This is a genomic window from Nonomuraea sp. NPDC049750 (genome assembly GCF_040659625.1).
Taxonomy (GTDB): domain Bacteria; phylum Actinomycetota; class Actinomycetes; order Streptosporangiales; family Streptosporangiaceae; genus Nonomuraea.
Genome location: NZ_JBFANB010000011.1, coordinates 121,643 through 148,158, shown reverse-complemented (window position 1 = coordinate 148,158; position 26,516 = coordinate 121,643). Strand labels below are relative to the sequence as shown.

Genomic DNA, 26,516 nt, shown 5'->3' with positions numbered 1-26,516 from the left:
CTCGGCTGGGAAGGCGCGACCCCGGCGCGGATCTCCCGCGCCGGGGTCCATGCCCGGAAGCCGCAGCGGCCGGCGGCGCGGCTAGCCGTACGATTTTCCGACGCTGTCGAGCAGGTTCTCCAGAGTGTCATAGGAGGGGATGTCCACCACGTCGATGAGGTCGGTCGCGACGCTTACCTTGTGGTCCGCGGCGACCTTGGCGAAGTCGGCGGCGTCCGCCGAGCGGAACCCGTGCTCGGCGGCGAGCCGCTGCAACTGCGAATCGGTGCTGAGCAGGCGTCCGACACGGTCGCCGGACGCGTTGAGCGGCACCAGCGTGTGCTTGGATATCACCGTCGGCGACGGGTACATCAGCACCATCCCCGGCTTGATCTGCCCTCGCGTGGCCGCGTCGACGAACTGCGCCTCGTAGATCCAGACCATCGGCGACGGGCCCATGCCCACCGTGAGGTATTCGTTGAACGGACCCTCGGAGGTGTTGTCGGTGTAGCCCTGGCTGGTGAAGAGCTGGGTCACCAGGGGCAGCACGTTCTTCTCGGCGGTGGCGCCGTGCACGACCTTGCTGCCGTTCGCGACGTAGCTGGTGATCGCCAGGTACATGGCCGCGGAGTTCGAGGTGCGCGGGTCCGTCGTGGAGATCAGGATGTTCTTGTCGACGCGGTAGTCGGAGTTGCCCGTGAGCTGATCCCACTTCGTGTCCGTGGTGACCAGTTCGAGGTAGCGGCCGATGTTGAAGGTCGGCACGGGGCCCTGCTTCACGACGCCCGCCTTGGTGAGCAGGTCCGCGATCGGCTGGAACGTCGCGATCGCCATGGGCGAGGAGAACGGCGTGTACTTCGTACTGACCTTGCGCTTGCGCTGGATGAACTCACCCGCCGGCGCACTCGACGGGAACGCGAAGTCGAAGCGGCTGAGGTCTACCGAGGTGGCGATCTGCCGGGAACCGGCCGATTCGATCTCGACCTTCACGCCCTCGTCGGCGAAGGCCCGCACCACCTGCGGGTCCTCGAAGAACGCCTTCTTCTCGGAGCCGATCACGCCGCGCACGACCGTGAGCGGCGGAGCCGGGGGCGGGGCCTCCGTCTTTCCGAGGTTCACGACCACCACGGCGGCGACCACGACGACCGCGACGCCCAGGCCGATCGGGAGCAGCACCTTGCGGCTGGGCAATTTCGCCAGCACGGCGGCCGGTTGGGCGACTGTGGTGGTCGTCTCAGGCCGAACGTCCGCAGGCTTGCCTGACGGCGCTGCGGCCGGAGACGCCGCGGCCTTGGGGGGCGCGGCCTCGGCGGGCGTGGGTTTGGCGGGCGCGGGCTCGGTGGGCGCGGGCTCGGTGGGCGCGGGCGCCTCCACCCGTGCCGTCAGCTCACCGCGAGCGATGCGTTCGACCATGACGGGGACGAAGTCACGGACGGGAAGGCCGTCGAAGCGGCGATAAGCCGCCCGCATCACACTCTCGACGTGCTCGGCGGAATGGGTGCCGGCGAAGACCTGCACCAGGTGGTCGGTGGTCCGGCGGATCGCCTGTTCCTCGCGGAGGGTGTCGCCGCTCACCAATAACTCCCCGACCTATCAATTATCAGTTATCGCGACAGGCCGCCATGCCCGCCCGATCATGCGAGACCCCACCATATAGGGGGTTTCGGCCGCGTTGATATCCACGTCGGCTGTTATTTAAAACCCGCAGGTAAGGGCGATACGACCGCACCTCCGGAAATCATCTGTTCATATTCGCCGAGCTCATTCGTTAAGCGAAATACACAAATGTTTTATGTCCGTTCATCACTGGGCGGGAGCGGTGGCGCCGAGAAGGGCCAGGCAGTTCGTCCACAGAGCGTCGAGGCGTTGGGTGTTGTTGTAGAGCTTGGCGAAGAGCACCTGACCTTCGAGCTGAGCGACGACGGATCGCGCGGCCTCGTGGGCATCGGCGACCGTGACCTCGCCGCGCTCCTGGGCTTCGGTGATGACCTTCTCCACCATGTCGACCTGCGACTCGAAGATCTGCTGCAGGCGTTCGCGGAGGGCTTCCGTCTGGTTGCTCATTTCCAGGGTCAGGTTCCCGAAAAGACAGCCCGAGACGGTGCCACAGCTCTGCTGCCCGGCGCGCTGATCGGCTTCGGTGGCCTCGAACAGCTGCCGCAGCCGCTGGAGGGGCGGGTCATCGCTGCCCAGGATGCGCTTCCAGTTGCCGTGCTGGCCGGCCCAGTGCTCGTCGATGACGGCCAGGGCGAGCTCCTCCTTGGAGTTGAAGAAGTAGTAGAAACTACCCTTCGGCACGCCCGCCGCCTTGCAGATCTCGGCCACGCCCAGCGCGGAGTAGCCACGCAGCTCGATGAGCGTCTGCGCGGCGCTGAGGATCCTCTCCTTGGCATCACTGGTTCGTCCCATACCCCTCAGTGTACGTCTTACTAGACCGGTCGACTATCAGCCCCATCGGGGTGTCCCATCTCACTTTGACGGATTGTCGACCGGTCGTCTACGTTGCAAATAGACGACCGGTCGGCTAGTAATCCGTCCGGCGACATCCTCACTCACCAAGAAGGTCATCATGAGCAGCCAGAAGGTCGCGGTCATCACCGGAGCGTCGCAGGGCATCGGAGCCGCACTCGTCGCCGCCTACCGCAAGCTCGGCTACGGCGTCGTCGCCACCTCCCGTACGATCGCCCCCGCCGACGACGCCGACGTCGTGACCGTCCAGGGCGACATCGCCGACCCCGCCACCGCCGAGCGCGTCATCGCCGCCGGCATCGAGCGCTTCGGCCGTATCGACACGCTGGTCAACAACGCGGGGATCTTCATCGCCAAGCCCTTCACCGACTACACGGCCGCCGACTACGCCGCCGTGAGCGGTGTGAACCTGACCGGGTTCTTCCAGATCACCCAGCTGGCCATCCCGCACATGCTCGCCCAAGGCGGCGGCCACATCGTCAACATCACCACCAGCCTGGTCGACAACGCCGACTCCAACGTCCCTTCCGTGCTCGCCTCGCTGACGAAGGGCGGCCTGCAGTCCGCCACCAAGTCCCTGGCCATCGAGTACGCGACTCGCGGGGTTCGCGTCAACGCCGTCTCACCGGGCACGATCAAGACCCCGATGCACCCGGACGAGATCCACCAGACCCTCGCCGCGCTGCACCCGGTCGGGCGGATGGGTGAGGTGAGCGACATCGCCGACGCGGTGGTCTACCTCGAGACGGCCCCGTTCGTCACCGGGGAGATTATGCACGTAGACGGAGGCATGAGCGCCGGCCACTGACAGCCGCGCAGAAGCGGCATCGCGACGGTCCTCGCCGCGTCAGCCGTCCTCCTCGTCCGCATCATCCTGCTCATCCGAATCGTCCTCGGCGTCGTCCGAATCGTCCGAATCGTCCTCGGTGCTGTCCTCGTCGTCCCAGTCGTCCTCGGCGTCGTCCTCATCGTCCCAGTCGTCCTCCTCGTCGTCCCACCACAGGTCGCTCGCCGCCAGCGGGTGCTCGTCATCGATGAGGGAACTGTCCACCGAGCGGCGCCAGGCGCCCCTCTCGTCTGGGTCGGCCCAATCCTCGTCGGTGATCCTCGGGATGGGGATGGTGGCCCGCCGGTGGTCGACCATCCAGGAGTTGCGGAAGAAGTCGAACTTGAGGTGGTAGCAGCCGGCGGACTCGGTGTACATGATGGGCGGGACGAGGAACTTCGTCACGCCGACCTTGCCCGCGACGATCACGTAGTCCTCGGGAATGGATTCGTCGTTCCAGCAGGCGGCGAAGTTCACCGGCTTGAGCGCGCCCTTGCCGAGCACGTGGATGAGGGTGTCCTGGATGACGAACCGGTCGGGGTCGAGGGCCACGTCCTCGCCGAGCATGAGGATCGGCGCGGGCAGGATGTGCGCTTTGGCGAAGGACTGCGCGTCGGTGTAGAGCTCGATGATCTCGTCGTGGCGCGTGGGGTCGTAGCCTCCGGAGGAGTGGAACGGGCAGCAGATCTGGCCGTTGGGCCGCTCCGGCTCGGGGAAGAACACGGATTTGTCGACCCGTGTCATGGCCGACCCGCTATGCCGGGCCCGCAGGAACTCCGGGATCCAGTCGGCATTGTCGGACTCGATCACCTCTGTCCGGCAGAGCGCCCGGAACGCGGTGTCGCCGAGCTTGCAGTTGAAGTAGTCGAGAAGGGTGAGCGCGGCGCACTCCGCCAGCGACAATGCCTCGGTCTTGGGGAACCAGAAGTCGTAGCCGTTGGCCACGAAGTGCGCGCCACGGAACTCCTTGTGCACGAAGGTCTCGCGGCTGCGGCTTCTCCCCAAGCCGCTCCAGTGGGCGGCCGCGACCTGGTTGTAGTACGCGTCGGCGGACCGGGCCAACTCTGGCGCGAACACACTCTCACCGGTCAGGTAGCACGCCTTGCTGAACAGCTCACCGATCTCCGGCGCCTCGGTGACCTCGTCGGCGGTGAAGATGAGTTCGGTACGCAGGAACACCTTGCGGCCGTCGCGGTAGGGGGCGCCCTCGTGCTCGTACCGCTGATCGAAGATCACACACGTGAAGTCGCCGATCTCGCTGAGCGCGGCGCCGCCGACCAGGTCAAGCGCCGGCGATCCCGTACCGCCGGTCAGGTACAGCAGCACTGTGTGCCGGGAGATGTGCCGCCGCGCCGCGTCGAAATACGGCGTGTCCCGATGCCGGTGGAAGTTCGCGTCACCCGGCTCGAACCGGTTGCACCTGAACACCGGGTTCACGTGCGAGAACCCCTCCGCCGTCGCCGGAGGCAACGCGTCGGCCACCGCCGCGGTCAACGCCTCCGCCAGCAGCGCCGAGTGGAAGATGAACCGTTCACCGCCCCGGGACGCGGCATTCAGCGGCGGCACGTACAGGTTCAACTCATCCAGCTGGGCCAGCCGGGCCCGGGCCTGCGCCGGCAACCGCAGCGAGAACGAGAACACCCCCTCCGTGTGCTCCACCCGCTCGGTTAGTTCCGCCTCCAACGCCACGTCCTCGAACAGGCGGTCCAGCGGGACGATGTTCTCAAACGTGCGAAAGGACAACTCGTGCGGATCCACGAACACCGCCGCCAGGTACGGCGCGTCCGCGCTGGGACGGGCGAACAGATCCCGCACCCGCTCGTCGATTCGCTCGGCGTCGATGAACCGCACCGCCTTGAACCGCGCCGACGGATGCCACGAGATGTCCAATCCATCGACCGTCGCGGCCGGCTCGGCATCGGTCGCGTCCACCTCCGCCCGATATCGAGCGGCCTCATCGGTGGCCGCATCCCTGGTCGACAGGACGAAGAACCGATCCCGAAGTTCGATGCTCACACGCACCTCCACAAGCTACGCAGCCCCGACGGAAGGTTCGCGGCGTGCGCCAGTTTCCGCACGCCGGCCTGGCCCACATCGGAGCCGTACAGCCACAGCCGCGCGAGGGACCCGACGAACGGGGCGGCGAGCAGGGCCTCCACGCCCGCCTCGCCGATGTCGTTGTAGCGCAGGTCGAGCTCGGTCAGCTCCGGAAACCGATGCAGGGAACGCACGCCCTCGGCGGTCACCCTGTTGCGCTGCAGGCGCAGGCGGCGCAGTCCGCCCAGGTGCGGGGACGCCCCGAGTGCCGCCAGACCGGCGTCGCCGATACGGCAATACCGCAGTTCCAGCGCCCGTAACCGGTCGGTGCGGAGCGAGGCGGCGAGAATCTCGGCGCCGTCGGGGCCGAGATCCAGATAGGAGAGGTCAAGCTCGACGAGTCGCCCGACATCCAGTCCGTCGAGAAGCCGCATGTCCAAGGTGCCAGGGCGCGGCTCGGCCGCCGGGGCGCCTTCCCCCTCGTCGTCCCAGTCGTCCTCGTCGTCCCAGTCGTCGTCCTCGCCGGCCGCCGCCTTCGGCATGATTCTCAGCGTGGTGACGAACCGCCCGTGCAGCACCTGCTCAACGACCTCGCGGACGTCGTCCGACCACTGGACGACCACTTCCGCGGCGAACCCGTACCGGCGCGCCAGCACCCGCGCCGTCGCCGGCAACCCGTCGTCCCAGCCCTCCTCGTGCTCCGCGATGAGGTCAGCGATCTGGCGCTCCACGGCCGGGCGATCGGCGGGGCGGGTGCGCGCCAGGCTCTGCTCGAGGCGGATCAGCGTGCCTCTGGCGTCGCCGTGCTCCAGCAGCCGGTCGCTGTAGGCACGCCACGAGGCCAGGTCATCGGGATGAGCCCGTAACGCGTCTTCGACGGCGGTCACTTGCATTCGTACGAATGTACGGAGATCGACAGATGTGTCAAGGCGCCGCACGCCGTCGGCAAACGGACCCCGAGCGACCTCACGGGCAGGTATCCTGCTGCGCCGAGTACATGATCGCTGGGGTGGGCGGCCCCAACCGGCACGAGTGCATTCTGGCGTCCTCGGACGGAGTCAGAGGCTCGCCTCAGTTGGAGGTCTCCACCGTGAATCCACCGGGTTCAGCCCCTTCGGCAGCCGACGATCGGGATGCGGAGCGCATGCCCCGGGCCGAGTGCGGCCGGGACGACACCGCCGCCGAGAGGCGGGCGTGGGAGTCCGCGGCCCGTGCCTGCTACCAGAAGATCGGGCTCCCGTTCCCCGAACGGGTCGTGTGGGTGTCCTCACCGCTCGTCGGCGCGTTCGCCGCACCGATCGCCGCCTGTCTGAGCACCGGCCACCGCAACAACCGCGTCCTGGACTCCGTCTACCGCGCGGTGGACGATACCGCCGGTGAGGCCGTCGGCCACGCGGTGCGCGCCGCGGTCCGGGTCGCGGCCGACGGCGCGGTGAGCGATCCGGTGCACGGCGCGGCGGCCACCGCCCTGCACACCGAGATCGCCGAGACGATGGGCTCCGCGATGGCCGCGGCGATGCGGGAAAGTGCGCGCGCCACACCTGCCCGCGAGGAGCCGGCACCGCCGACGAGCCGGAATGTGCCCACCGGCGCATTGGCCACGCTTGCCACGGCGTCGGAAGCGGCCGTGGGGGCGGCGGTGGACGCGGCGGTGGGCGGCCCGCGGCAGGATACGATCCGCGGCGAGGTGCGCCGGCTGTGGCGGGCCCACCTGGAGGGCGCCGGTTGGTGGTGGTGGCCTTTCCGGGACTTTGTCATGCTCTGTCCGCGCCCGGCCGAGCTGTACCTCGAGCAAGTCGGCGAGGGCGCCGGAGCCATGCACCGGCCGCACCGCGCCGACGGCCCCACGGCCGTCTGGGCCGACGGGTTCGGGCTGTACTTCTGGCACGGTACGCACGTCACCCGAGCCGTCATCGACGACACCCTCACCGCCGACGAGATCCTCCGCGAAACCAACGTCGAGATCCGCCGCTGTGCCATCGAACGTCGCGGCTGGGACCGCTTCATCACCGAGGCCCGCCTTGCCCAGGTCGGCCCCGCAGTACCCGACCCCGGCAACCCCGGGCAGACCCTCACCCTGCACGAGGTCCCCGCGGACATCTACGCCACACGCGTGCGGGTCCTGCTGTGCACCAACGGCACCGTCGAACGGGACGGCACCCGCCGCCGCTTCGGCCTCACCGTCCCCGCGGACTGCACCGACCCCATCCAGGCCGCCGCCTGGACCTACGGCCTCACCTCCGCGCAGTACATCACGGCACAACGACGATCCTGACCCTCCGCCCACCGGCAAAGGAGCCCGAGAAGATGCCCACCATCGAACAGGCCATCGCCACCTTCGGCGTCACCATCGACGAGCACCTCGACCGGCACGCCGAGATCCCCGTCCTGTCCGGCCTGCAGTTCCAGGGCGATGTCGCCGTCGTACCGGCCAACCGGGATCCGGCCCGCACCCCCGTCCCCGAGACCGGCGTCCCGATCGTCCGCGGCCAGGCCGAGGCCAACACCCACCTCCTGCTCGCCACCGGCAAGGCGTTCTTCAGCCCGGAGCGCTTCGGCGGTGGAATGGTGCTCGGTGTGCTGACCGTCGCAGAGGGGGCGACCGCCTACCTCGCGCACCCCGAACACGCCTTCACCGGCATCGCACCGGGCACTTACGAGCTGCGGCGCCAGCGCGAGCAGGCCGGCGAAGCCCGGCTCGTCGCCGATTGAGGGTGTCGCCTCTGGCCCGATGTCGTCACATCTCGCGTGGTGCGTCTCAGGTCACCAGACCCCTGCGGTAGGCGTAGACCACGGCCTGCACGCGGTCACGCAGGTCGAGCTTGGTGAGGATGCGCGACACGTACGTCTTGACGGTCTCCTGGCTGATCACCAGGGTCGCGGCGATCTCGCTGTTGGACAGGCCATCGGCGATGAGGCGCAGTACCTCCAGTTCGCGCGGGGTCAGCGCGATGCCGTCAGGGGTGTCCTCGGCGGGACGGATCCGCGACGCGTACCTGCCGACGAGCCGCCGCGTCACCTCGGGTGCCAGTAGCGCGGCACCCGTCGCGACGGTGCGGATGCCGCTCAGCAGCTGCGCCGGTGGGGCGTCCTTGAGCAGGAACCCGCTCGCGCCCGCGCGCAGCGCCTCGTAGACGTACTCGTCCAGGTTGAACGTCGTCACGACGAGCACCTTGATCGGATCCGCCACCCCGGCACCGGCCAGCAGGCGGGTCGCCTCGATCCCGTCGAGCACCGGCATCCGCACATCCATCACCACCATGTCCGGCTTCAGCCGGCGGGCGAGGTCGACCGCGGCGCGACCGTCCCCGCACTCCCCCACCACCTCGAGGTCGGGCTGCGCACCGATGATCGTCGCGAACCCGGTACGGATCAGCGCTTGGTCGTCGCAGATCAGGACCCGAACAACCGGAGCGCTCACGACGGGCTCCCCGCGGGGACGCGTGCCCGCACGACGAAGCCGCCGCCCGCGGGCCGGTCCGCGCTGAACTCGCCGCCCAGGGCGTCGACCCGTTCCCGGAGCCCGGCGAGACCCCGCCCGCTCCCACCAGGAGAGCCCCTCCGTGCGCCGGAACCATCGGTGCTGACCTCCACGCTGATCTCCTTCCGGCCATAGCGCACGCGGACCACGGTGCGGCTGCCGTGGGCGTACTTGAGGGCGTTCGTCAGAGCCTCCTGCACGACTCGGTAGGTCACGAACTCGGCGCTGCCGGCCGACTCCGCCGGCCGGCCCTCCTCGGTGAACTCCACCGGCTGCCCGGCCTGGCGCGTCTGCTCCACGAGCGTGTGAAGCTCGCCGACGGACGGCGTCCTGAAGTCGGTGTCGTGGCCGGGGTTGAGCAGGTCGAGCAGGTGCCGCAGGTCGGCGATGGCCCGCCGGCCGGTGTCGGTGACGGCGCTCAGCGTCTCGTCGAGGCGATCGGGTACGGCGGTCAGGTAGCGGGCCGCCTCGGCCTGTACGACCATCGCCGTCACGTGGTGAGTCACGACGTCGTGAAGTTCGCGGGCGATACGGGTGCGCTCGGCGGTGCGAGTGGCCTCGGCGACGTGGCGGCGGAGTTCGGCCTCGGCGGCCCGGGTGGAGCGCAGCCAAGCCCCCATGCCCCAAGCGAGCACCAGCGCCAGGTAGAACAGCACGAATCCTTCCGGCCGCTCGGGCCCGCCGGGCCGGTCCAGCGCGACCGCCAGCGGCACGTACGCCACGGAGAGGAGGACCACGATGACGCGACGGTGACGCTCCAGATGGGCGCCCGCGCTCATCAGCGCGATGGGCAGCCCGGTGCCCGCCAACGCGTGGTAGCCGCGCAGCTGGTCGAGCGCGAAGCCGAGCGACACCAGGACGAGACAGACGGCCGGCCACCGCCGGCGCACGCCGATCGGGAGGCTCTGGAGGGCGACCGCCACGACGGCCAGCGCGTCGTAGGGGCGGAGCGGCATGTCGCCCACCTGCGTCCCGGCACTCTGCAACCCCGGCAGGAACGACGCGACGGCCAACAACAGCGCGAGCGGAGAATCCCGGACCGTGACGTCACACCGCCGCCACAGATCCGGGACCCGATGGAGACCGATCACTGGGAGAGCGTAGCGGTCGTGCCGGGCCGGGCGCCGCGCCGGCGAGGGACCAGGTTGCCGCGGCGGCGGGCCAGCCACATGAACGCGATCGTCGCCAGCACGCAGAAGACGACCGAGTACGGGCTTCCCTCCGGCCCGAAGTCGCCACCGGTGAGCAGGGCCGGACCTGACGTCACCCCGTGCAGCAGCCCTTCTGTCGCGCCGTTGCCGGAGACTTCGGTGCTGAAGATGCCGGCCGCGGCGAAGTTCCAGCCGAAGTGCAGGCCGATCGGCACCCACAGGGTGCGGGTGGCGACGTACGCCGCGGCGAGCATGCCACCGCCCTCGATAGCGATGGCGAGCGCGCCCCACAGGCTGGCGTGCTGGTTGAACAGGTGCGCCATGCCGAACACCAGACCCGTCAGCGTCAGCGCTATCCACGTGCCGGTGCGTTCCTCGACGATCCGGAACAGGATGCCGCGAAAGAGCAGCTCCTCCGTCACGGCGGCGGCGGCCATGAACCCGACCATTCCAACAGCGCCCGCCACCGAGCCAACGCCGTCGACCCGGTAGCCGCCCATGAGGGCGATGTTCACGATGACAGCCGTGAACAACCCGATACCGACCAGAGCCCCTCGGCCGACGGCGGTGGGGGCACCTTTCGCGGCCACCTCTACCGGCTCGCGGTGTTCGGACCACCGCACCACCCGGGCGTACACGAACACTGCGAGCACGGCCGTCGCGACACCGAGCACCAGGGTGAGAAACGCGTTCCCCTGTACCGCGCCCACACCCAGACTGCCGACGAAGGCGACCACCGCGACGGCCACGAGCTGCTTCAACAGCCGCATGACGACTCCTCTGAGAGGTTCCCTGAGTTCCGCGACCGGAGCGCCGCGGCTACGTCGAGAACGCTAGGGATCCGACGACCGGGAATCGTCACCGCGCAGTGGACACTCGCGGGTAGCTCGCACGGGGGACGAGCGCGCTTGCCATTCCACGGCCTCCTGAGACCGTCTTACGCTGGGTGGTGCCACTGGTAGCGGCGTTCCGGGCGGCCGGTGCCGCCGTAGCGCAGGGAGACCTCGACCTGGCCGATGGCGGTGAGGTGTTCGAGGTAGCGGCGGGCGCTGACTCGGGAGATGCCCACCTGGGCGGCGCATTCGGTGGCCGACAGCGTGCCGCCGGTCTCGCGGAGCGCTCGTTTGCTGGCGCTCGTGCTCGTCCCGCCCTTCGTGGTCAGCTTCGCCATCAGCCTCGGCGGTCCCGACTACTTCGCCATCATGCTGCTGGCCTTCGTCGCCGTCGGCATCTTCGCCGTCGGCGAGGCACTGTGGGTCGCCGCGCACCTGCGCCGCAAGGCGGTCCCCGTCGTCCCGGTCGGACGGCCGTGGATGGGTGCGGAGGACTGGCGGCGCTCCTGGAAGCCCTGGCTGCGCGGCACCGCGCTCGGCTTCCCCTTCGGCGCCCTGCCCGCCGGCGGCGCCGAGCTCCCTACCTTCCTGTCGTACGCCACCGAGAAACGGCCGGAGGAGTTCGGCCACGGCGCCAGCTCGTCCTCAATCTGCCGCTCGCGCCCGTGTGGGCCAGGCTGCTGCGCATCCCGCGCCCCTACCTGTACGCGGGCATCCTGTTCTTCGCCTCCATGGGCGCCTATGCCATCAATGCCCAGCCGTTCGACCTGATCCTGCTGCTCGTGCTCGGACTGCTCGGGCTTCGGCATCTACGCCATCATCCTCATCTGGCCGTTGATCAGGCGTTTCGCCCGGATGCCCGCATATGGGCACCTACGCTGACCAGAGCACCGTCTTGACCAAACCACAACGGCGGGGTGTCAGCGGCGGCGATTCACCACTGGCACCTCGCCGATTCGCAGAAAGGCCGCGCTGTGACCATCGTGACCGCAGACCTCTACGACGAGCGGGGCGACGAGCTCGACTCCTGCGACCTTCAGCTCTCCCAATACGGCGGCCGCCGGGCCTTCGCCGGCACGGTCGTCACCGTCCGCTGCCACGAGGACAACGTGCTGCTCAAGTCCGTCCTGGGGGAGCCCGGCGAGGGACGCGTCCTGGTGGTCGATGGCGGCGGCTCGCTGCACACCGCCCTCATGGGTGACATCATCGCCGGCCTGGCCGTCGCCAGCGGATGGGCCGGCGTGGTCATCAACGGCGCGGTACGAGATGTCGCCGCCCTGCGTGAACTGGACCTGGGCGTCAAGGCGCTGGGCGCCAATCCACGTAAGAGCGGCAAGGAGGGCACTGGCCAGCGTGACATCCCTGTCGCTTTCGGCGGTGTCACCTTCCATCCAGGGGCCGAGCTGTTCAGTGATGACGACGGCATCCTCGTGACACGCGCCCAGATCTCCGCGGGAGGTTCGTGAGTTACGCCGGGTCAATGAGACGCCTCCTTGGCAAGGGTCACGATGACCGTGCGTTCGCCCCCGGATTGCGGGTACGTGAGCCCGGGGGGCTCGAGCATCCATGACGACCAGGGGGGACGTCTCATGACTGAGCACATTCTGGAGCCGGCGGCGCAGGAGATCGCGGACGCGACCTCGAAGCCCCCGTTCCTGTACGAACTGGGCCCCGAGGGCGCCCGGAAGGTCCTGGACGACATCCAGGCCGCCCCGATCGACAAGCTCGACGTCGAGGAGAAGTGGATCACCGTACCGGCCGAGGTCGGGGACGTACGGGTCCGCATCATCAAGCCCCCGGGCGCCACCGGCGCGCTGCCCGTCGTCCTGTACGTCCACGGCGGCGGCTGGATCCTCGGCAACGCCGGCACGCACGACCGGCTCGTCCGCGAGCTGGCCGTCGGGGCGAAGGCCGCCGTGGTCTTCGTCGAGTACGAGCGCTCGCCGGAGGCGCGCTACCCGGTGGCGATCGAGCAGGCTTACGCCACGGCCCGCTGGATCACCCGGGACGGTGCCGCCGAGGGGCTCGACGCCGCCCGCCTCGCGGTCGCGGGCGACTCCGTCGGCGGCAACATGACGGCCGCCCTGGCCATCCTGGCCAAGCAGCGCGGCGATGTGAGGTTCGTCCACCAGTCGCTCTACTACCCGGTCACGGACGCCGCCCAGGACACCGACAGCTACCGGGAGTTCGCCAACGGGCCCTTCCTGACCGCGAAGGCCATGGCCTGGTTCTGGGACGCGTACCTGCCGGACCACGACCGGCGCGCGGAGATCACCGCCTCGCCGCTGCGGGCGAGCCTGGAGGACCTCACCGGGTTGCCCGAGGCGTTCGTGATCGTGGACGAGAACGACGTGCTGCGGGACGAGGGCGAGGCGTACGCGCGCAAGCTCCTGGCGGCCGGAGTGCGTACGACGAGCCTGCGCTACAACGGCATCCTGCACGATTTCATGATGCTCAACCCGCTCCGGCAGACCGCCGCCACCACGGGCGCCGTCGAACAGGCCATCCATGTCCTGCGTAAGGCCCTCGGCACGACCTGACACCCGCACCCGGGCCGCTCCCCCCGAGCCGGGGACGCTATGGTGACGCATGATCAGCAAGCCGCCCGGATGGTTGTTCCTCACCGTGCTCTCGGCCATGGCGTGCGTCATTCTGTACCTTGCCAGCGTCCCCTACTGGTACATCATCGAGATGTTCCTGCTCGTCTTCTTCGTCGGGCTTCCCTTGCTGATCATCTGGACGGTCCGCTACGCCACGGCGGCCGGCAACGGCACGGCGTACGGCCGGTTAGGGCGCTGGATGACGCCCTGGTTCATCGTCGCGGGCGTCACGGTGGCGCTCGTGGCGGACGCGCCCTTCTGGCTGCGGTTCACGATCTCGAAACCGAGCATGGAGGCCTACGCCCGAACTGTGACAGCCGAGACACAACAAAACATCTCCTGCCGATGGCTCGGGTTGTACCGGATATGCGACGCATTCCCCTACCCCCGGTCGGAGGACGGCGAATACGTTCCCGGCAGCGTCTGCCTAATCGGCGAGGAATGGGCCTTCGGCAGCAACACGAACTTCGTTCTGCTCCCCATAGGCGAGCCGGAGGAGACGGCCGACGACACCTACCGGCATCTCACCGGGCATTGGTACGGCTGGGTCGGCTCGGACCCGTGGTGACCCGCATTGCCACCCGTCGATCACCTGCCGGGTGAAGGACCTCAGGATCCGGAGATCAGGTGGTCGGCGAACCAGTCGGCGACCAGCGCGTCGCGCTCGGCCGCGTGGTTGTAGCCGCTTGCGAAAGTGTAGCGACAACCTCAAGTTGCTAACCGGAATACTAGTTCGCATCATCACGTGAGGATCGAACCGACATGACCGCACTTGCGGCGCACTTCAGCGAGGAGCACTCCGCCGAGATCGTCGCCGCGACCTTCGCCGACACTCCGGACCCGCGCTTGCGCGACATCATGACCTCGCTGGTACGGCACCTGCACGCGTTCGTCAAGGACGTCGAGCCCACGATCGAGGAGTGGACGGCGGCGATCGGCTTCCTCACCGAGGTGGGCGAGACCTGTACGCCGCTCCGGCAGGAGTTCATCCTGCTGTCCGACGTTCTCGGCGTGTCCATGCTGGTGGAGACCATGAACAACCGTGCGGGCGAGGCCACGGAGTCGACCGTGGAGGGGCCGTTCCACGTGGTCGAGTCGCCACCACGTGCGCTCGGCGCCGACATCGCGCTGGACGGGAAGGGCGAGCCGTGCCTGGTCACCGGCACGGTCAGGGCAACTGATGGCACTCCCGTGCCCAGCGCCGCCGTGGACGTGTGGCAGGCCAACGCGGACGGTTTCTACGACGTTCAGCAGCCCGAGCGGCAACCCGAGCGCAACCTGCGCGGGCTGTTCACCACCGACGACGAGGGACGCTTCTGGTTCCGGTCGATCGTGCCCCGGTACTACCCGATCCCCTCCGACGGGCCCGTCGGCCGGCTGCTCCAGGCGACCGGGCGCCACCCGAACCGGCCCGCCCATGTGCACTTCGACGTCCGGGCCACCGGCTTCCGGCCCCTGGTCACCCACCTGTTCGTCGCGGACACGCCTTACATCGACTCCGACGCGGTCTTCGGCGTGAAGGACAGCCTCGTACGCGAGTTTCCCACCATCGACGACCCCGCCCGGGCGGCAGAGGCCGGTCTGCCCAACCCGTTCCGTACCGTCCACTTCGACGTGGTGCTCCGACCTGAGGAGCCCCGGCCGTGACCCCGTTCAGCTACCAAGCCCTGCCGATGCGGGTGGTCTTCGGCGTCGGCGCCGTGAAGTCGCTGCCCCAGGAGATCGAGCACCTGGGACACCGGCGGGCGCTGGTCCTCTGCGGCCCCGAGCAGGAGTCCACCGGCCGGACGATCGCCGACGCGCCCGACACCAGCCCGATCATCTCGCTGATGGCCGAGGAGGGCGTCCGAGCCCTCACCACCGCTCTACCGCCCTAGTACGCGACACCGGCGACCTCAAAGCCCGCGAGCACGCCCAGTACGGAGCCTGGCTGAGCGGCGCCTGCCTCGGCGCCACCACGATGTCGCTGCATCACAAGCTGTGCCACAGCCTCGGCGAGACGCTGAACCTTCCCCATGCCCCCACGCACTCGGTCGTCCTCCCCTACAACCAGCCGGGCGCGCCACAGGCCGTGGCCGCGCTGCGCCGCGCGCTCGGCGGCACCCCGGACCCGGCGCGCCACTTGTGGGAGCTCGCCGGCGAACTCGGCGCCCCGCGGTCGCTGCGGCAGCTGGGAATGGCGGAGACGGACATCCCCCGGATCGTCGACGAGGTGCTCGCCAACCCGTACGCCAACCCGGTCGAGGTCACCGCGGAAGCTCTGACCGAACTCCTGCGTACCGCATGGGCGGGCGAGCCTCCTCAGGCTGAGCCGCCGGCTCCTCTTGACCAATTCTGTTGACCGACGTATGTACATTCCTATGCAGGCACTCTGGTCAACCAGGTCCCTCCGCCCTCACTGAACGCGTCAGCCCGCCTCTGCTCGACGGCCACCTGACCATGCGTGAATAGTGGAGTGGAAATCCCCCCATGTCTCACTCGCCGGTTTCTCCCGACGCGTTCACCTCCGCCTCCGGATCGATGTCCCGCCCGTCCCGCCGGGCCGTCTTGGTGGGCGCCGGTGCCGCCCTGCTCGCCCCAGCCGCGCCGGCGAGGGCAGGCGTAGCGGACAACGCCGGCAAGACAGCCGTAGCCTCCGGCACCGACTACGCCGTCGCGCCCTCCCCCGACGGCCGCCTGCTCGCCCTCGACCTGCTCGGTGTCCTGTGGGTCTGCTCCGCTTCCGGGGGCACCGCCCGCAGGCTCACCAGCGATCTGTACGACATCGCCCAGCCTGACTGGTCCCCGGACGGCGGCACCATCGTGTTCCAGTCGTACCGCGACGGTGTCTTCAACCTGTGGACGATCCGGCCCGACGGGTCCGCGATCACCCAGTTGACCACCGGCCCATACGATCACCGCGAGCCCCGCTACAGCCCGGACGGGCGCACCATCGCCTACTCCTCCGACGCCGGGGGCAGCTACGGGATCCACCTGCTCGACGTGGCCACCGGAGCGACCCGCGTCCTGACCGACACCTCCGCCGAGGAGTACGAGCCGGCCTGGTCACCCGATGGCAGCAGGGTCGCGTTCGTCGTCGCCGACACCAGGATCGACGTCATCGAGGTCGCCACCGGCACGCGCGGCACCGCGGTCACGGTCCCGGCCGGTCAGGTCATTCACCAGCCGTCCTGGCTGCCGAACGGCACCGACCTCGCCTACCACCTCTTCCACTCGGGCGCCAATGATCTGGCCGGCACCGCGGGCACCCTCGTCAGTGGCGAGGAGGTCTTCCCGTTCCGTGCCCGGTTCGCCCCGGACGGACGCTATTACTACACCTCAGCGGGCACCATCAAGGTCCGCCGCCTCAACTCCGCGTCCGTCGGCACCATCGGCTTCACCGCCGCGCTGACGACGACGACGCCGAAGTACAAGAAGAAGGTCCGCGTATTCGACGAGCCCGGGTCATTCCCCGTCGTCGGAATCGGCAGCCCGGCCGTGTCCCCGGACGGGTCCGCCATCGCCTTCCGCGCGCTCAACGACATCTATCTGATGCGCGGCGGTGGCACGCCGGAACCGCTTTTCCGTGACCACTGGTGGAAAGCCGACCCGGATTTCTCCCCGGACGGGCGGCAACTGGCCTTCGTCACCGACCGCACCGGCACCCTCAACATCTGGGCCCGCGACCTGAGCACCGGCGCCGACCGGCAGATCACTCACCTGACCGACTCGGCCGCCCTGTCGGTCCGGTGGTCACCCGACGGGAGGGAGATCGCCTACCTGGACCAGGACGGCGCCCTGTGGGCGGTGAACGTCTCCTCCGGCGACATCCAGAAGATCTTCGACGCCACCTTCGAACCAGGCCGCCCGACCTGGTCACCCGACGGCAAGACTCTCGCGCTGGCCGCGGTGGTGCCGTACTCACGACGCTACCGTGAGGGGCTGTCCAAGATCCTGCTCGTCGACCGGGCCACGGGTGCCGGCACGTACATCGACCCCGCGCCACACCGGTCCTTGCAGACCCGTGGCGACGACGGACCCGTCTGGTCACCTGACGGCACCATGCTCGCCTTCGCCATGGAGTCGGTCCTGTGGGTCCTGCCCGTCGACAAGACCGGACGGCCCACCGGCAGCGCCCGTCAGGTCACCCGGGAGGTCTCCGACGCCCCTGTCTGGGCGGGCGACTCGGCCACGCTCCTCTACCTGAACGAGGGACGTCTCAAGAGCGTGCGCCTCGACGGCAAGCCCGCCCGGTCGATTCCGATGAAGCTGACCTGGCGCAACGACACCGGCCCCGATCAGGTCGTCATTCACGCCGGCCGCATGTGGGACGGCGTCTCCAAGAGCGTCGTCCGCGACGTCGACATCATCGTACGAGGCCAGCGCATCACCGCGATCGAACCGCACCGGGACGGCAGGCCCGGCACCCGGATCGACGCCCGCGACAGGTTCGTCATGCCCGGCCTGATCGACATCCACCATCACCGTGAGATGCAGGGCTACGCGTACGGTTCGCGACAGGGTCCGCTGTGGCTCGCCCTGGGCGTCACCACGACGCGCTCACCTGGCTCACCGGCGTACCACATGGTCGAGGAGCGCGAGTCGGTGCAGTCCGGCGCCCGGCTGGCACCGCGCTACCTGAGCACGGGCGAGGCCGTCGACGGGCCGCGCATCTATTACAACTTCATGCGCCCGACATACTCCCACGACCAGCTGCTGCTCGAACTGCGGCGGGCCGCCGCCCTCGACTACGACATGGTGAAGTGCTACGTACGGCTACCGGTCGTCTGGCACAAGGAGGTCATCGACTGGGCCCACCGCCAGGGCAAGCCGGTCAGCTCGCACTACCACTATCCGGCGATCGCCATGGGCGGCGACCAGACCGAGCACGTCGGCGCCACCAACCGGTTCGGCTACTCACGCACCGTCACGAACGTCGGCTCCGCCTACTCGGACGTCATCGCCATGTTCAACGCCTCGAAGATGGCCAGAACCCCCACCCTGTTCAACTCCTCGACCCTCTACCGGGACGACACCTCGCTGGTCACCGACGAACGAGTGCGCCGGCTCTACCCGAACTGGCGGATGGCCGCGCTGCGGGCGACGGTCACCACGGCCCAGACCGCCGACCCGACGGCGGTCCAGGTGATCCGGACGAACCTCGCCAACCAGGTCGCGCAGCTCACGGCGATGATCCGCGGCGGCGGCGTGGTCACCGCAGGCACCGATGCGCCGATCGATCACCTCGGGATCAGCCTGCACATGAACCTGCGCGCCATGGTCAAGTACGGCCTGACGCCGCGGGAAACGCTCACCTCCGCGACCAGCACGTCCGGGGCCTACCTCGGCCTCCCGCTGGGCAGGATCGCCAAGGGGATGTACGCCGACCTGGCCATCATCGACGGCGATCCGCTGTCCCGCATCGAGGACGCCGCCAACGTCACCGCCGTCGTCGTCGGCGGGAGACACCACACCGTCGAGCAGCTCCTCGCGCCTTTCCCGTCCTCCACCACCACCGACCAGGCGACACCCGCGGCCTCCGCGCCTTCCGGCAAGGTCAAGGCCCGCGTCCCCGTCCACCAGAGCGCGGCGAGCCACTGGTGGAACGACCCCGCCGAGCTTGAGGCAGCCCGGGTCGCCTGCTGCCACGACCACTGAAATTTTCATCGGGTACGCCCCGCGTGAGCGGGGCAATGCCCGGTAAGAAGACCTTCGCGATCGGCCGGGGCCGGAGATCTGACACCGCAATTGACAAGCCTCGGCGGCGTCATATTTGCTCTGTGCCATCACCGCTATCCCTCAATGGCGCCCACGAAGGGATTACTCCCTTGAATGTTAGCGCTCACAATGCCGACTGGAATCTCCAGCGACGCACGCCACGCCGCCAGCCCATCCGAATCGTCGTGCGCGGCAACGGCACGATGAGCGCCGGCGCCCGGATCTCGCTGCCGAGCTACACCTCCCTGCTGTCCTGGTGCTGACTCAGCCGCGCCCACAGTCCGCCATCTGAGGTGACAGGAGAAACCATGCGTAAGGTCCTCTTATCCATCGTCTCTGCCCTGGTTGCTTCCCTGTCGCTGGCCGCCCCGAGCCCCGCCTCGGCCACGGTGACCAGCGCGACCGGGTGCACTGCCCGGGTCGCCAACGCGGCCGCGACCGCCGCGGTGGCGACGACCACCGTCTGGATGGCCGGCGACTCGACCATGGCCAACCCCAGCTCCACCTGCCCCGTGGGCTGGGCCACCGAATTCGACTCGCTGTTCCACACCAACATCGTGGTCGACAACCTCGCCGTCGCCGGGCGCAGCATCCAGACCTGGCTCTACGAGGGGAACGTGACCTCCACGATCGGCTCGAACGGCGAGTGCGTCCTCAGCTCCACCACCTACTCCTCCCGGTGGCAACAGATGCTCACCGGCATGAAGGCAGGCGACTACCTGTTCATCCAGTTCGGCATCAACGACAGCTCGACGACCTGCCCGCGCCACGTCGGCACCGCGCGCTACCAGGCGCTGATGACGATGATGGCGCAGGCGGCGAAGGATCGCGGCGCCCACCCGATCCTGCTCACCGCCGTCGCGGCCATCACCTGCTCGGGCAGCACCGCGGTCAAGAACCGCGGCTTCGTCTCCCAGACCACCGCCGCCGGCGTCGCCACCGGCTCACCGATCATCGACCTGCAGACCCTCAGCGTCGACTACTACAACTCGCTGGGCCTGTGCCCCAACAACGGCGACTACACCTCGGGGCCGGTCGGACAGTTCTTCTGCAACGACCACACCCACTTCGAGGCGTACGGCGCCCGTCGGATCGCCCGGCTGGTCACCGGTGCCCTGCGGACACAGAACATCCCGCTGGCCGGATCCCTGCTGTAACACCTGTCGGCACCCTGGCCGGAGTGGGCGACGCGAACTCTTCGAATCACGGCACGCCGGTTTGTCGGTGGGGCGATCTAGTGTCCCGGCCATGACCTCAACGACGCAGGCGTACACCTACGCCGCGCCCTCCTCCCTTGTCGACGGTCGTCTCGGATTGGCGACCTCCGGCGGGCGTGCCCTGTCCGGCCCGGCCGCGGCTCCGCGGTTCTTCAGCGGCGTGGTGACCCAGGCGGCCCCCGCCGCGGCGGCCCTGCTCGGCGTCGCCGACGTGGCGCTGGCCCGCTACCACCAGCCGCAGGCGCGGCCCGGCTGGGTACGCGACCCGGTGGTGACGTGCAACGGAGACCGGTTGCGGTTCGAGTCGTTCTCGGCCTGTGGCGGGGTGTACGCCCGGCTTGACCTGCTGAACGGCGCGCTCGACGGTGAGGTGTTCGACCGGGGCACCACCAACGTCGACGTGAACGCGCCGCTCCGGGAGGCGCTGGCGCGCATCGGCGCGCGGGACCCGCTGCACCTGGGGGTCGGGCTCGACGAGCTGGTCGTGACCACGATGGACGGCGCGGTGGTGGAGAAGAAGGTGCCGCTGCCCGAGCGCTGGTTACGCGGCTTCGCCGAGGTGCAGGTCATCGCCTCGGGCATGGACCAGCGCGGTGAGCTGGCCGGCATGGCGGCGGTACGGTTCCTGCGCGGGCTGCCCAAGAGAGAGACGGTATGGGTGGCGCAGACGGGGCGCGAGCTGAAGGCCTCCGACCGTCAGGTTCCGGGCGCGGTCCAGCTCGCCGGCCCCAACCGGCTCGCCACCCTCCTGCCACTGCTGCGCTTCGCGAAGTCCCTCCGGGTGTACGGTCCGGCCGAGGGCGCCTCCAGCGCCTGGGAGCTGGAGCTGCCGGGCATGCGCTACACGCTCACCCTCTCGCCCGAGCGCTGGCGGGGTTTCTCCGGCGAGGGCGCGGTGCTCGACGACCTGGCCACCGACGAGGCCGAGAACGACGCCGACGTGGTGGGCATGCTGCTCAACTTCGAGCCCGAGATCGAGATCGGCCTGCTGGCCGACCGCGCGGGCATCCCCGCCGACCGGGTGCGGGCCGCGCTGACGCAGCTCGGCGTCGCCGGCCGGGTCGGCTACGACCTGTCGGAGGCCGCCCACTTCCACCGTGAGCTGCCCTATGACAAGGACAACGTGCTCCTGCTCAACCCACGACTGGCCAAGGCGCGCAAACTCGTCGACGCGGGCGCCGTACGCCTCGAAGGCGAGCTGGCCACCGTCCACACCTCGGGCGGCGCGCGCCGGGTCTCGCTGACCGACGGCTCCTGCACCTGCGAGTGGTGGTGGGACCATCGTGGCTCCCGCGGGCCGTGCAAACACGTGCTGGCCGCCCGGATCGTCGCCCGCGCCGCCGTGGAGGTCTCCCGATGACCCTCTGGACGGAGATCTGCGACCTGGTCACTCGCAACCAGGTCACCCGTCTGACCGACCGGCTGGTCACGCTCACCGAGGAGGAGCGCGCCGAGCTGGGCGGGCGGTTGCCCGGCCTCGTCAAGGAGCTGCGCCGCGCCCGCACCGAGCAGGTGCGGGCCCAGTATCCCGACGACTTCGAGGAGGAGGTCTCCTGGGAGGTCGGCGAACTGCTCGACGAACTGGCCGGCGCGCTGCTGCTGACCGGTGTCGGCGTAATCACCGGCCCGGCGGCCGCCGTGACGTGGATGACCAGCCGCGACGTCAACCGCCGCTGGGCCGAGGACCTCAACGTCGCCCAGGTGTGCCGGGTGGCGGCCACCCGCCCCTTGGAGTGGCGCCGCGATGTCGCGGTCCGGCTGGCCCAGCGGGTGCGCCGTCCCGCCGACCGCGTCGCGCCGCTGGCCGTGGCGCTGCTGCGCGAGTCCGGCGCCGTGCCACCCGAGCACGACCCGCTGGTGGCCGCCTGGCTGGCCGCGCCGAACGTGGCCGATGACCCGCTGACCCCCGTACTGCTGCCTCGTGTCTTCGACGCCGACGGCGCGGGCCGCGTCCTCCGTGACGAGCGGCTGGAGCCCCGGCCGACCCGCTGGCTGGCCGCCGCCGTACGCGAGCTGCCCAGGGAGCAGCTGCTCGACGGTTGCGTGAGCCGCTTCCTGCGCGGCGGCGAGGCGCAGGACTTGCGGTTCTTCGTCCGGCTGCACACGCTGCTCGACCCCACGCCAGCGGAGTCCGCGCCCCGCCTGCGCGACTACCTGCGGTTGTTGCCGTCGGCCCCGGGCACGGTCGCCGAGCTGGCCGCCGGGCAGGTACGCGGAGCGATGCCGATCGACCACGCCGACCTGGTCGAGGCGGTCGACGCGCTCACCTTCCGGGAGGAGGCCAAGCTCGCCGCCACCGGTCTGCGCTGGCTCGACCGGGCGATCCGGGCCACGCCCGAGGCGGCCGCCGACTTCGTGACCGCGCTGACCACGGCGTACGCGCACAAGTCCTTCGACGTGCGCAACCGCGCGGCCGAGCTGACCCTGAAACACGCCGGCCTGCTCGCCGACCACACTGAGGCGATCCTCGACGGCGTCCGCCACCTCCCCGCCGACCTGGGCGCGAAGCTGGCCGAGCGGTTCGGCGGGGAGACCCCGGTCGAGGAAGTGCTGGAGCGGAAGGAGTTCCCGCCGCTGCCCGAGCCGCCGGAGGCGCGACGGTTCCCCGAGCCGTCGGTCTTCCCCAACCACGACTACCACGAGCGTTGGATCGGCCAGGAGCGCTGGCTGGCGGCCTTCGTCGCCGGGATCGCCGACGACCGGGCGGAACTACGCCGCAAGCTCAAGCCGCACGTCAAGCAGGACCGGGGCCACTGGCGGTCCAGCAAGGTGCGGCTCGACCCCGATGACTGGCAGTCGGCGCTGTCCGCCGAGCTCGTGGCCCCCGGCAGCGTGCCGGAGCTACCGCCGATCGGGCCGAAGAAGTTCTGGGACGACGCAAGCTACTCCGTGAGAGTGCGCGCCCTCACCCGTGGCGAGGAGCCCGAGCCGGAGCCGTCGCCCCGACGGATCGTGGTGGGCGGCGCCTGGCAGCCTGGCCGCTACCTCGACGACGATGCCCCGCTGCGCGCCTTCTCCATCACCTGGACCAGCGACGACGGCCCGGACGGGCCGGTCGCCCACGAGGGCGACCGGCAGATCCCCTTCGCCAAGGGCCGGATCCACCTGTACGACTCCTCCACCGACGACGGACCGCCTAATCACCTCCGGCCCGTGCGGAAGAGGCCCGGCGTCTTGTACGACGACTCCGAAGAGGCCATGCCGTCCTTCGTCCTCGACGACGTCTACGAGCGCATGGCCGAACTCGGTGTGGACCCCGCCCGGATCGCGGCGATGCGGGCGGAAGAGCAGGTACCCCCGCCAGGCCCGAACGAGCCGCTTGTGCAGGTGACCGTCGTCTTCGTCCCGCCCCGGCTGCGTTCCTTCATGCCCGAGGCGCTGCCCGAGAACGACGAGTGGCGGCGGCGCAACCGCCTGCCCGACCCCAATCATGTCTCCCCGCTTCACGATTTCCTGCTGCACCGCTACGCGGAACTCGCCGAGGCCCTTCGCGACGGCACCCTGCCGCCGGTGCTGCTGGCCACGCCGACCTGGTTGAGCGGCCACCTCGACCCCGACGTACTGGTCGACCGGCTGGAGACCTGCGCCGCCGCCGGCGTGGAGCCGCTCCCGGCCGACCTGGCGCAGGCGCTGCTGCGGTTGCCCCGAGGCGGCCACCAGGCCGCGGCCGACCGGGCCGCCAAGGTCGACTCGGAGGCGGCGCGCTCGGCCGCCCGCTGGCTCGCCGGTGGCGGCATGGCCGATCCCGAGTGCGGTCACGTGTGGCGTCATATGGTCGGCGCGTCCATGGTCGAGTTCGGCGACGGCGAACCGGAACACTTCACCGAGGTCAGGCTGCAGCCGGTGTTGCGGGTGACGGCCCCGACCGGCCATCGGCTGATCGACGAGGTGCTGCTGCGCCAGCCGTTCGATTGGACGCACGACGAGTTGGGCGGTTCGCTCAGGGCGTGGCCCGCCATGCTGCCCTCGCACCGCGAGGTCGTGGCCGTCAACTTCCTGCCCTTCATACCGCGCGGCCACTGGGGCATGTGGCTGGCTCCGGCGGAGATCACCGGCCTGGAGATCGCCCAGGGCCCGATGGGCGAGTCCACGGCGGTGATCCTCGCCTTCCTCCTGGCCGACAACGTGCCCAGCATGATCCCGCTGGTCCTGAGCCTGGCCGCAAGGGGCGAGCTGCCCGCCGAGGCGATCGGCCGCCAGCTCGCGCTGGTGCTGCGTCGCACCTGGCTGGAGACCCGCCCCGCCATCGCGGCCCTGACCGAGCTGGCCGACGCCGGCGGCCACCACGAGGTATGGCGCATCCTGCGCGCCCTGCTGCCCGGGATACTGCCGGGCGAGGGGCAGCGCATCACCGTGACCCACGCCGAACTCGTCGCCTTCGCCGCCGACGTGGCCCGCTGGACCGGCGCGCGCGGGGAGATCCCGGTCGTCGCCGAGTACGCGCGCAGCGGCCGGACGATCCGCTTCGTCCACGAGTGCAAGCGCCTGCACGCCCAGCTCACCGGAGCCACGTGATGACCCTCAGCGTCGGCTCGTCGATGTCCGTGTCCGTGCACGATCGGAGGACGACGTCCCATGCCTCCGGCCCGGAGCGCACGATGCTGTTGTCCCTGAAGCGAATGCCCTGGGTGCTCTTGGCATCGAGTGCCGGGACGTCACGGAGCACGAAACGATTTCCTTCGACGACGACGCCACGGTGGACCGGGGACGCGGAGTCGGTCCGCGGATCGACGAAGATCGCCGGCCCACCTGGTTCGACGAACTCGTTCCCGCGGACGATCAGATCGCGTACCGGCCCGGACTCCCACCATTCGGCGGCGTCGCCCGAGACGTAGACCGCGGCCATTCCCGGGCGTTCGAACCGGTTGTCCTCGATGATCACCGGACGCCGCGTGGTCACGAGCACGGCGCGCGTGGGCACGTTCCGGAAGACGTTGCGGGCGATGTGTACGGCCGGCGTCCGGGTCACGTTCTCCACCGCGGCCCGCCCGGTGAGGTCGCCGGGCAGCTCGGAGGCGACGGTCAGGACGATGACCCTGAGCGGGTGGGCTCGGTCCCGCCCGCTCGGCTGCCGTACGCGCTCCACTGTCGCGGTCGCGATCGGCTGGAGCGTCGCCCGCTCGACGATCTCGATCAGGTCGCCGGGCGAGAACTGCGGGAGCCCGGCCGTCTCCGGATGCGCGTACTCGAGCGCCAGCGTGCGGCGATCAGGCTGATCGGCGACGCGGAGGTAGGTGCCGTGCACATTGATCGGGTCGTCGTGCGGCCCGTCAAAGAGGCAGTCGCGAACGGCCGCGACTCCCGAGCATCCGGAAAACTGCACGAAGTCGGCGAAACCCGCCGTGTGCCGCCCGCTGTCCGGTGGGCTTCGGAACTCGCAGCCCTCGATCGTGACGTCACGGCTCGCCTGTGCCACGACGCCGAAGCCGTGCAGGAACCGGAAACACAGCCCGGACAACCGCACGCCGGAGCTGTCGAGCACGAGCGCGCCGGGATGATCACGTGTCGTCAGGCGCATCTCATAGACGACGCCGAGGTCGGCCGGTTCCTCGCCAGAGTTGTAGTCAATCCGGATCTCGCGGTCCCCCACCGCCTTGATCGACCGGACGTCGTCGAAGAGCGGGTTCGGGCCGCGCCGCGTGCTGTGGCCGGACGGATCATGTATCTGCGTGTACTCGAGCGCGTCACGCCCCTCCCAGGCGACGGCACCCGCGCCGAGGGACTCACCGTGCCAGCGGATCGAGCGTCCTTCGACGGAGAACAGCGTGACCTCGGGCACCCGGATCACCCGGTACGCCCGCCCCGCCTCGACGCCGGCGTCCACGACCGTGGCGTCGACGACCGTTGGCACCGCGAAATCGAACTCGAGTCCCTCGACGCGCACCCGCCGCGAGTCGATGACGGCGAAGGTCGTCTGGAGCCCATGAAGCAGGATGCGGGCGCCCTTCCCCGAGATGACAAGATCGTCCATCGCCTCGGCGAGTATGGCGATCCTCTTCTCGCGGTACCGCGGATCGTCCCCGACTGTGTTGGAGACGTACAGCTCGCGACGTTGAGCGCCGTCCGGCCAGAAGTGATAGTCACCCGGCGGGAATCGGAGGACCAGCGGCCCCGCCACGGCGCCGGCGGCGCGGAGGGCCGCCGCGACCGCGGGCGCGGCATCGGAGCGGCTGCCGGGAGCCGCCCCGAAGTCGGTGACGTCCAGCGTCGCCGGCACCGAGCTAGA

At 69.7% G+C, this 26,516-nt stretch carries 25 protein-coding genes; 16 read left to right on the top strand and 9 right to left on the bottom strand.

Translation table 11 applies throughout. The annotated features are described in order from the left end of the window. Window positions 1-81: 81 nt before the first annotated feature. Window positions 82-1,554 (bottom strand): three-helix bundle dimerization domain-containing protein, encoded by a 1,473-nt coding sequence (locus AB0J16_RS27725; RefSeq protein WP_358544657.1) that lies wholly within the window; start codon window positions 1,552-1,554, stop codon window positions 82-84. A gap of 228 nt (window positions 1,555-1,782) precedes the next feature. After that, a complete protein-coding gene (locus AB0J16_RS27720; protein ID WP_358544655.1) occupies window positions 1,783-2,388 on the bottom strand; it encodes a TetR/AcrR family transcriptional regulator in 606 nt (201 codons plus the stop codon). A 160-nt stretch (window positions 2,389-2,548) separates the two neighbouring features. On the opposite strand from AB0J16_RS27720, the gene AB0J16_RS27715 reads away from it, so the two are divergent. Next, window positions 2,549-3,256, top strand: a complete 708-nt coding sequence (locus AB0J16_RS27715; RefSeq protein WP_358544653.1) for an SDR family oxidoreductase — start codon at window positions 2,549-2,551, stop codon at window positions 3,254-3,256. A 39-nt stretch (window positions 3,257-3,295) separates the two neighbouring features. Here the strand turns inward: AB0J16_RS27715 and AB0J16_RS27710 are convergent, their stop codons facing one another. Next, a complete protein-coding gene (locus AB0J16_RS27710) occupies window positions 3,296-5,290 on the bottom strand; it encodes a hypothetical protein (protein WP_358544651.1) in 1,995 nt (664 codons plus the stop codon). Next, complete coding sequence (locus tag AB0J16_RS27705) at window positions 5,287-6,204, bottom strand: hypothetical protein (protein WP_358544650.1); 918 nt, start codon at window positions 6,202-6,204, stop codon at window positions 5,287-5,289. The genes AB0J16_RS27710 and AB0J16_RS27705 overlap by 4 nt, the downstream gene beginning before the upstream one ends. A gap of 251 nt (window positions 6,205-6,455) precedes the next feature. Here AB0J16_RS27705 and AB0J16_RS27700 point away from each other — a divergent pair, with 251 nt between their 5' ends. Both AB0J16_RS27700 and AB0J16_RS27695 read left to right on the top strand, forming a co-directional pair. Continuing rightward, window positions 6,456-7,586: a DUF6745 domain-containing protein gene (locus AB0J16_RS27700; RefSeq protein WP_358544649.1), complete on the top strand. Its 1,131-nt coding sequence runs from the start codon at window positions 6,456-6,458 to the stop codon at window positions 7,584-7,586. A 32-nt stretch (window positions 7,587-7,618) separates the two neighbouring features. After that, the gene (locus AB0J16_RS27695; RefSeq protein ID WP_358544648.1) at window positions 7,619-8,023 is read left to right on the top strand and encodes a hypothetical protein; all 405 of its coding nucleotides are present in this window, start codon (window positions 7,619-7,621) and stop codon (window positions 8,021-8,023) included. Between the two features lie 46 nt (window positions 8,024-8,069). On the opposite strand, the gene AB0J16_RS27690 is transcribed toward AB0J16_RS27695, so the two are convergent. From AB0J16_RS27690 to AB0J16_RS27675, 4 genes are all read right to left on the bottom strand, one after another. Continuing rightward, the gene (locus AB0J16_RS27690; RefSeq protein WP_358544646.1) at window positions 8,070-8,732 is read right to left on the bottom strand and encodes a response regulator transcription factor; all 663 of its coding nucleotides are present in this window, start codon (window positions 8,730-8,732) and stop codon (window positions 8,070-8,072) included. Continuing rightward, window positions 8,729-9,883 (bottom strand): histidine kinase, encoded by a 1,155-nt coding sequence (locus AB0J16_RS27685; RefSeq protein WP_358544644.1) that lies wholly within the window; start codon window positions 9,881-9,883, stop codon window positions 8,729-8,731. The genes AB0J16_RS27690 and AB0J16_RS27685 overlap by 4 nt, the downstream gene beginning before the upstream one ends. Further along, on the bottom strand, window positions 9,880-10,713 hold the full coding sequence (locus tag AB0J16_RS27680) for a type II CAAX endopeptidase family protein (RefSeq protein ID WP_358544643.1): 834 nt from the start codon (window positions 10,711-10,713) through the stop codon (window positions 9,880-9,882). The genes AB0J16_RS27685 and AB0J16_RS27680 overlap by 4 nt, the downstream gene beginning before the upstream one ends. A 167-nt stretch (window positions 10,714-10,880) precedes the next feature. After that, the gene (locus AB0J16_RS27675) at window positions 10,881-11,114 is read right to left on the bottom strand and encodes a helix-turn-helix domain-containing protein (protein ID WP_358544641.1); all 234 of its coding nucleotides are present in this window, start codon (window positions 11,112-11,114) and stop codon (window positions 10,881-10,883) included. On the opposite strand from AB0J16_RS27675, the gene AB0J16_RS27670 reads away from it, so the two are divergent. The 13 genes from AB0J16_RS27670 (at window position 11,080) to AB0J16_RS27610 (ending at window position 24,805) form a co-directional block, all read left to right on the top strand. After that, window positions 11,080-11,547: a tripartite tricarboxylate transporter permease gene (locus AB0J16_RS27670; protein WP_358544639.1), complete on the top strand. Its 468-nt coding sequence runs from the start codon at window positions 11,080-11,082 to the stop codon at window positions 11,545-11,547. The genes AB0J16_RS27675 and AB0J16_RS27670 overlap by 35 nt on opposite strands. Then, on the top strand, window positions 11,442-11,675 hold the full coding sequence (locus AB0J16_RS27665; RefSeq protein WP_358544637.1) for a tripartite tricarboxylate transporter permease: 234 nt from the start codon (window positions 11,442-11,444) through the stop codon (window positions 11,673-11,675). Before AB0J16_RS27670 ends, AB0J16_RS27665 begins: the two co-directional genes overlap by 106 nt. A gap of 75 nt (window positions 11,676-11,750) precedes the next feature. Next, window positions 11,751-12,242 (top strand): ribonuclease E activity regulator RraA, encoded by a 492-nt coding sequence (gene rraA / locus AB0J16_RS27660; RefSeq protein WP_358544635.1) that lies wholly within the window; start codon window positions 11,751-11,753, stop codon window positions 12,240-12,242. Window positions 12,243-12,365: 123 nt separating this feature from the next. After that, a complete protein-coding gene (locus AB0J16_RS27655; RefSeq protein ID WP_358544634.1) occupies window positions 12,366-13,316 on the top strand; it encodes an alpha/beta hydrolase in 951 nt (316 codons plus the stop codon). 49 nt (window positions 13,317-13,365) lie between these two features. After that, entirely contained in the window at window positions 13,366-13,944 is a 579-nt protein-coding gene (locus AB0J16_RS27650; RefSeq protein WP_358544632.1) for a hypothetical protein, read from the top strand. A gap of 194 nt (window positions 13,945-14,138) precedes the next feature. Further along, on the top strand, window positions 14,139-15,023 hold the full coding sequence (locus tag AB0J16_RS27645) for an intradiol ring-cleavage dioxygenase (RefSeq protein WP_358544630.1): 885 nt from the start codon (window positions 14,139-14,141) through the stop codon (window positions 15,021-15,023). Then, complete coding sequence (locus tag AB0J16_RS27640) at window positions 15,020-15,253, top strand: hypothetical protein (RefSeq protein WP_358544628.1); 234 nt, start codon at window positions 15,020-15,022, stop codon at window positions 15,251-15,253. Before AB0J16_RS27645 ends, AB0J16_RS27640 begins: the two co-directional genes overlap by 4 nt. Before the next feature lie 53 nt (window positions 15,254-15,306). After that, the gene (locus AB0J16_RS27635; RefSeq protein ID WP_358544879.1) at window positions 15,307-15,717 is read left to right on the top strand and encodes an iron-containing alcohol dehydrogenase; all 411 of its coding nucleotides are present in this window, start codon (window positions 15,307-15,309) and stop codon (window positions 15,715-15,717) included. A gap of 128 nt (window positions 15,718-15,845) precedes the next feature. After that, window positions 15,846-19,013: an amidohydrolase family protein gene (locus AB0J16_RS27630; RefSeq protein ID WP_358544627.1), complete on the top strand. Its 3,168-nt coding sequence runs from the start codon at window positions 15,846-15,848 to the stop codon at window positions 19,011-19,013. A gap of 170 nt (window positions 19,014-19,183) precedes the next feature. Beyond that, window positions 19,184-19,336, top strand: coding sequence for a hypothetical protein (locus AB0J16_RS27625; RefSeq protein WP_358544625.1), 153 nt, complete (start codon window positions 19,184-19,186; stop codon window positions 19,334-19,336). Window positions 19,337-19,381: 45 nt separating this feature from the next. Continuing rightward, window positions 19,382-20,230 carry a hypothetical protein gene (locus AB0J16_RS27620; RefSeq protein WP_358544623.1) on the top strand — a complete coding sequence of 283 codons (849 nt, stop codon included), beginning with the start codon at window positions 19,382-19,384 and terminating at the stop codon, window positions 20,228-20,230. A gap of 91 nt (window positions 20,231-20,321) precedes the next feature. Then, window positions 20,322-21,650 (top strand): SWIM zinc finger family protein, encoded by a 1,329-nt coding sequence (locus tag AB0J16_RS27615; RefSeq protein ID WP_358544622.1) that lies wholly within the window; start codon window positions 20,322-20,324, stop codon window positions 21,648-21,650. Beyond that, entirely contained in the window at window positions 21,647-24,805 is a 3,159-nt protein-coding gene (locus AB0J16_RS27610) for a DUF6493 family protein (protein WP_358544621.1), read from the top strand. The genes AB0J16_RS27615 and AB0J16_RS27610 overlap by 4 nt, the downstream gene beginning before the upstream one ends. Here the strand turns inward: AB0J16_RS27610 and AB0J16_RS27605 are convergent. Further along, window positions 24,789-26,507 carry a right-handed parallel beta-helix repeat-containing protein gene (locus AB0J16_RS27605; RefSeq protein WP_358544620.1) on the bottom strand — a complete coding sequence of 573 codons (1,719 nt, stop codon included), beginning with the start codon at window positions 26,505-26,507 and terminating at the stop codon, window positions 24,789-24,791. The genes AB0J16_RS27610 and AB0J16_RS27605 overlap by 17 nt on opposite strands. Window positions 26,508-26,516: the final 9 nt, after the last annotated feature.

Bases quoted from the DNA above. Each gene is read 5' to 3' on its own strand.
- AB0J16_RS27720 (WP_358544655.1), bottom strand. From the start codon at position 2,388: ATGGGACGAACCAGTGATGCCAAGGAGAGGATCCTCAGCGCCGCGCAG.
- AB0J16_RS27715 (WP_358544653.1), top strand. From the start codon at position 2,549: ATGAGCAGCCAGAAGGTCGCGGTCATCACCGGAGCGTCGCAGGGCATC.
- AB0J16_RS27705 (WP_358544650.1), bottom strand. From the start codon at position 6,204: ATGCAAGTGACCGCCGTCGAAGACGCGTTACGGGCTCATCCCGATGAC.
- AB0J16_RS27700 (WP_358544649.1), top strand. From the start codon at position 6,456: ATGCCCCGGGCCGAGTGCGGCCGGGACGACACCGCCGCCGAGAGGCGG.
- AB0J16_RS27695 (WP_358544648.1), top strand. From the start codon at position 7,619: ATGCCCACCATCGAACAGGCCATCGCCACCTTCGGCGTCACCATCGAC.
- AB0J16_RS27680 (WP_358544643.1), bottom strand. From the start codon at position 10,713: ATGCGGCTGTTGAAGCAGCTCGTGGCCGTCGCGGTGGTCGCCTTCGTC.
- AB0J16_RS27675 (WP_358544641.1), bottom strand. From the start codon at position 11,114: ATGGCGAAGCTGACCACGAAGGGCGGGACGAGCACGAGCGCCAGCAAA.
- AB0J16_RS27655 (WP_358544634.1), top strand. From the start codon at position 12,366: ATGACTGAGCACATTCTGGAGCCGGCGGCGCAGGAGATCGCGGACGCG.
- AB0J16_RS27650 (WP_358544632.1), top strand. From the start codon at position 13,366: ATGATCAGCAAGCCGCCCGGATGGTTGTTCCTCACCGTGCTCTCGGCC.
- AB0J16_RS27645 (WP_358544630.1), top strand. From the start codon at position 14,139: ATGACCGCACTTGCGGCGCACTTCAGCGAGGAGCACTCCGCCGAGATC.
- AB0J16_RS27630 (WP_358544627.1), top strand. From the start codon at position 15,846: ATGTCTCACTCGCCGGTTTCTCCCGACGCGTTCACCTCCGCCTCCGGA.
- AB0J16_RS27620 (WP_358544623.1), top strand. From the start codon at position 19,382: ATGCGTAAGGTCCTCTTATCCATCGTCTCTGCCCTGGTTGCTTCCCTG.
- AB0J16_RS27615 (WP_358544622.1), top strand. From the start codon at position 20,322: ATGACCTCAACGACGCAGGCGTACACCTACGCCGCGCCCTCCTCCCTT.
- AB0J16_RS27610 (WP_358544621.1), top strand. From the start codon at position 21,647: ATGACCCTCTGGACGGAGATCTGCGACCTGGTCACTCGCAACCAGGTC.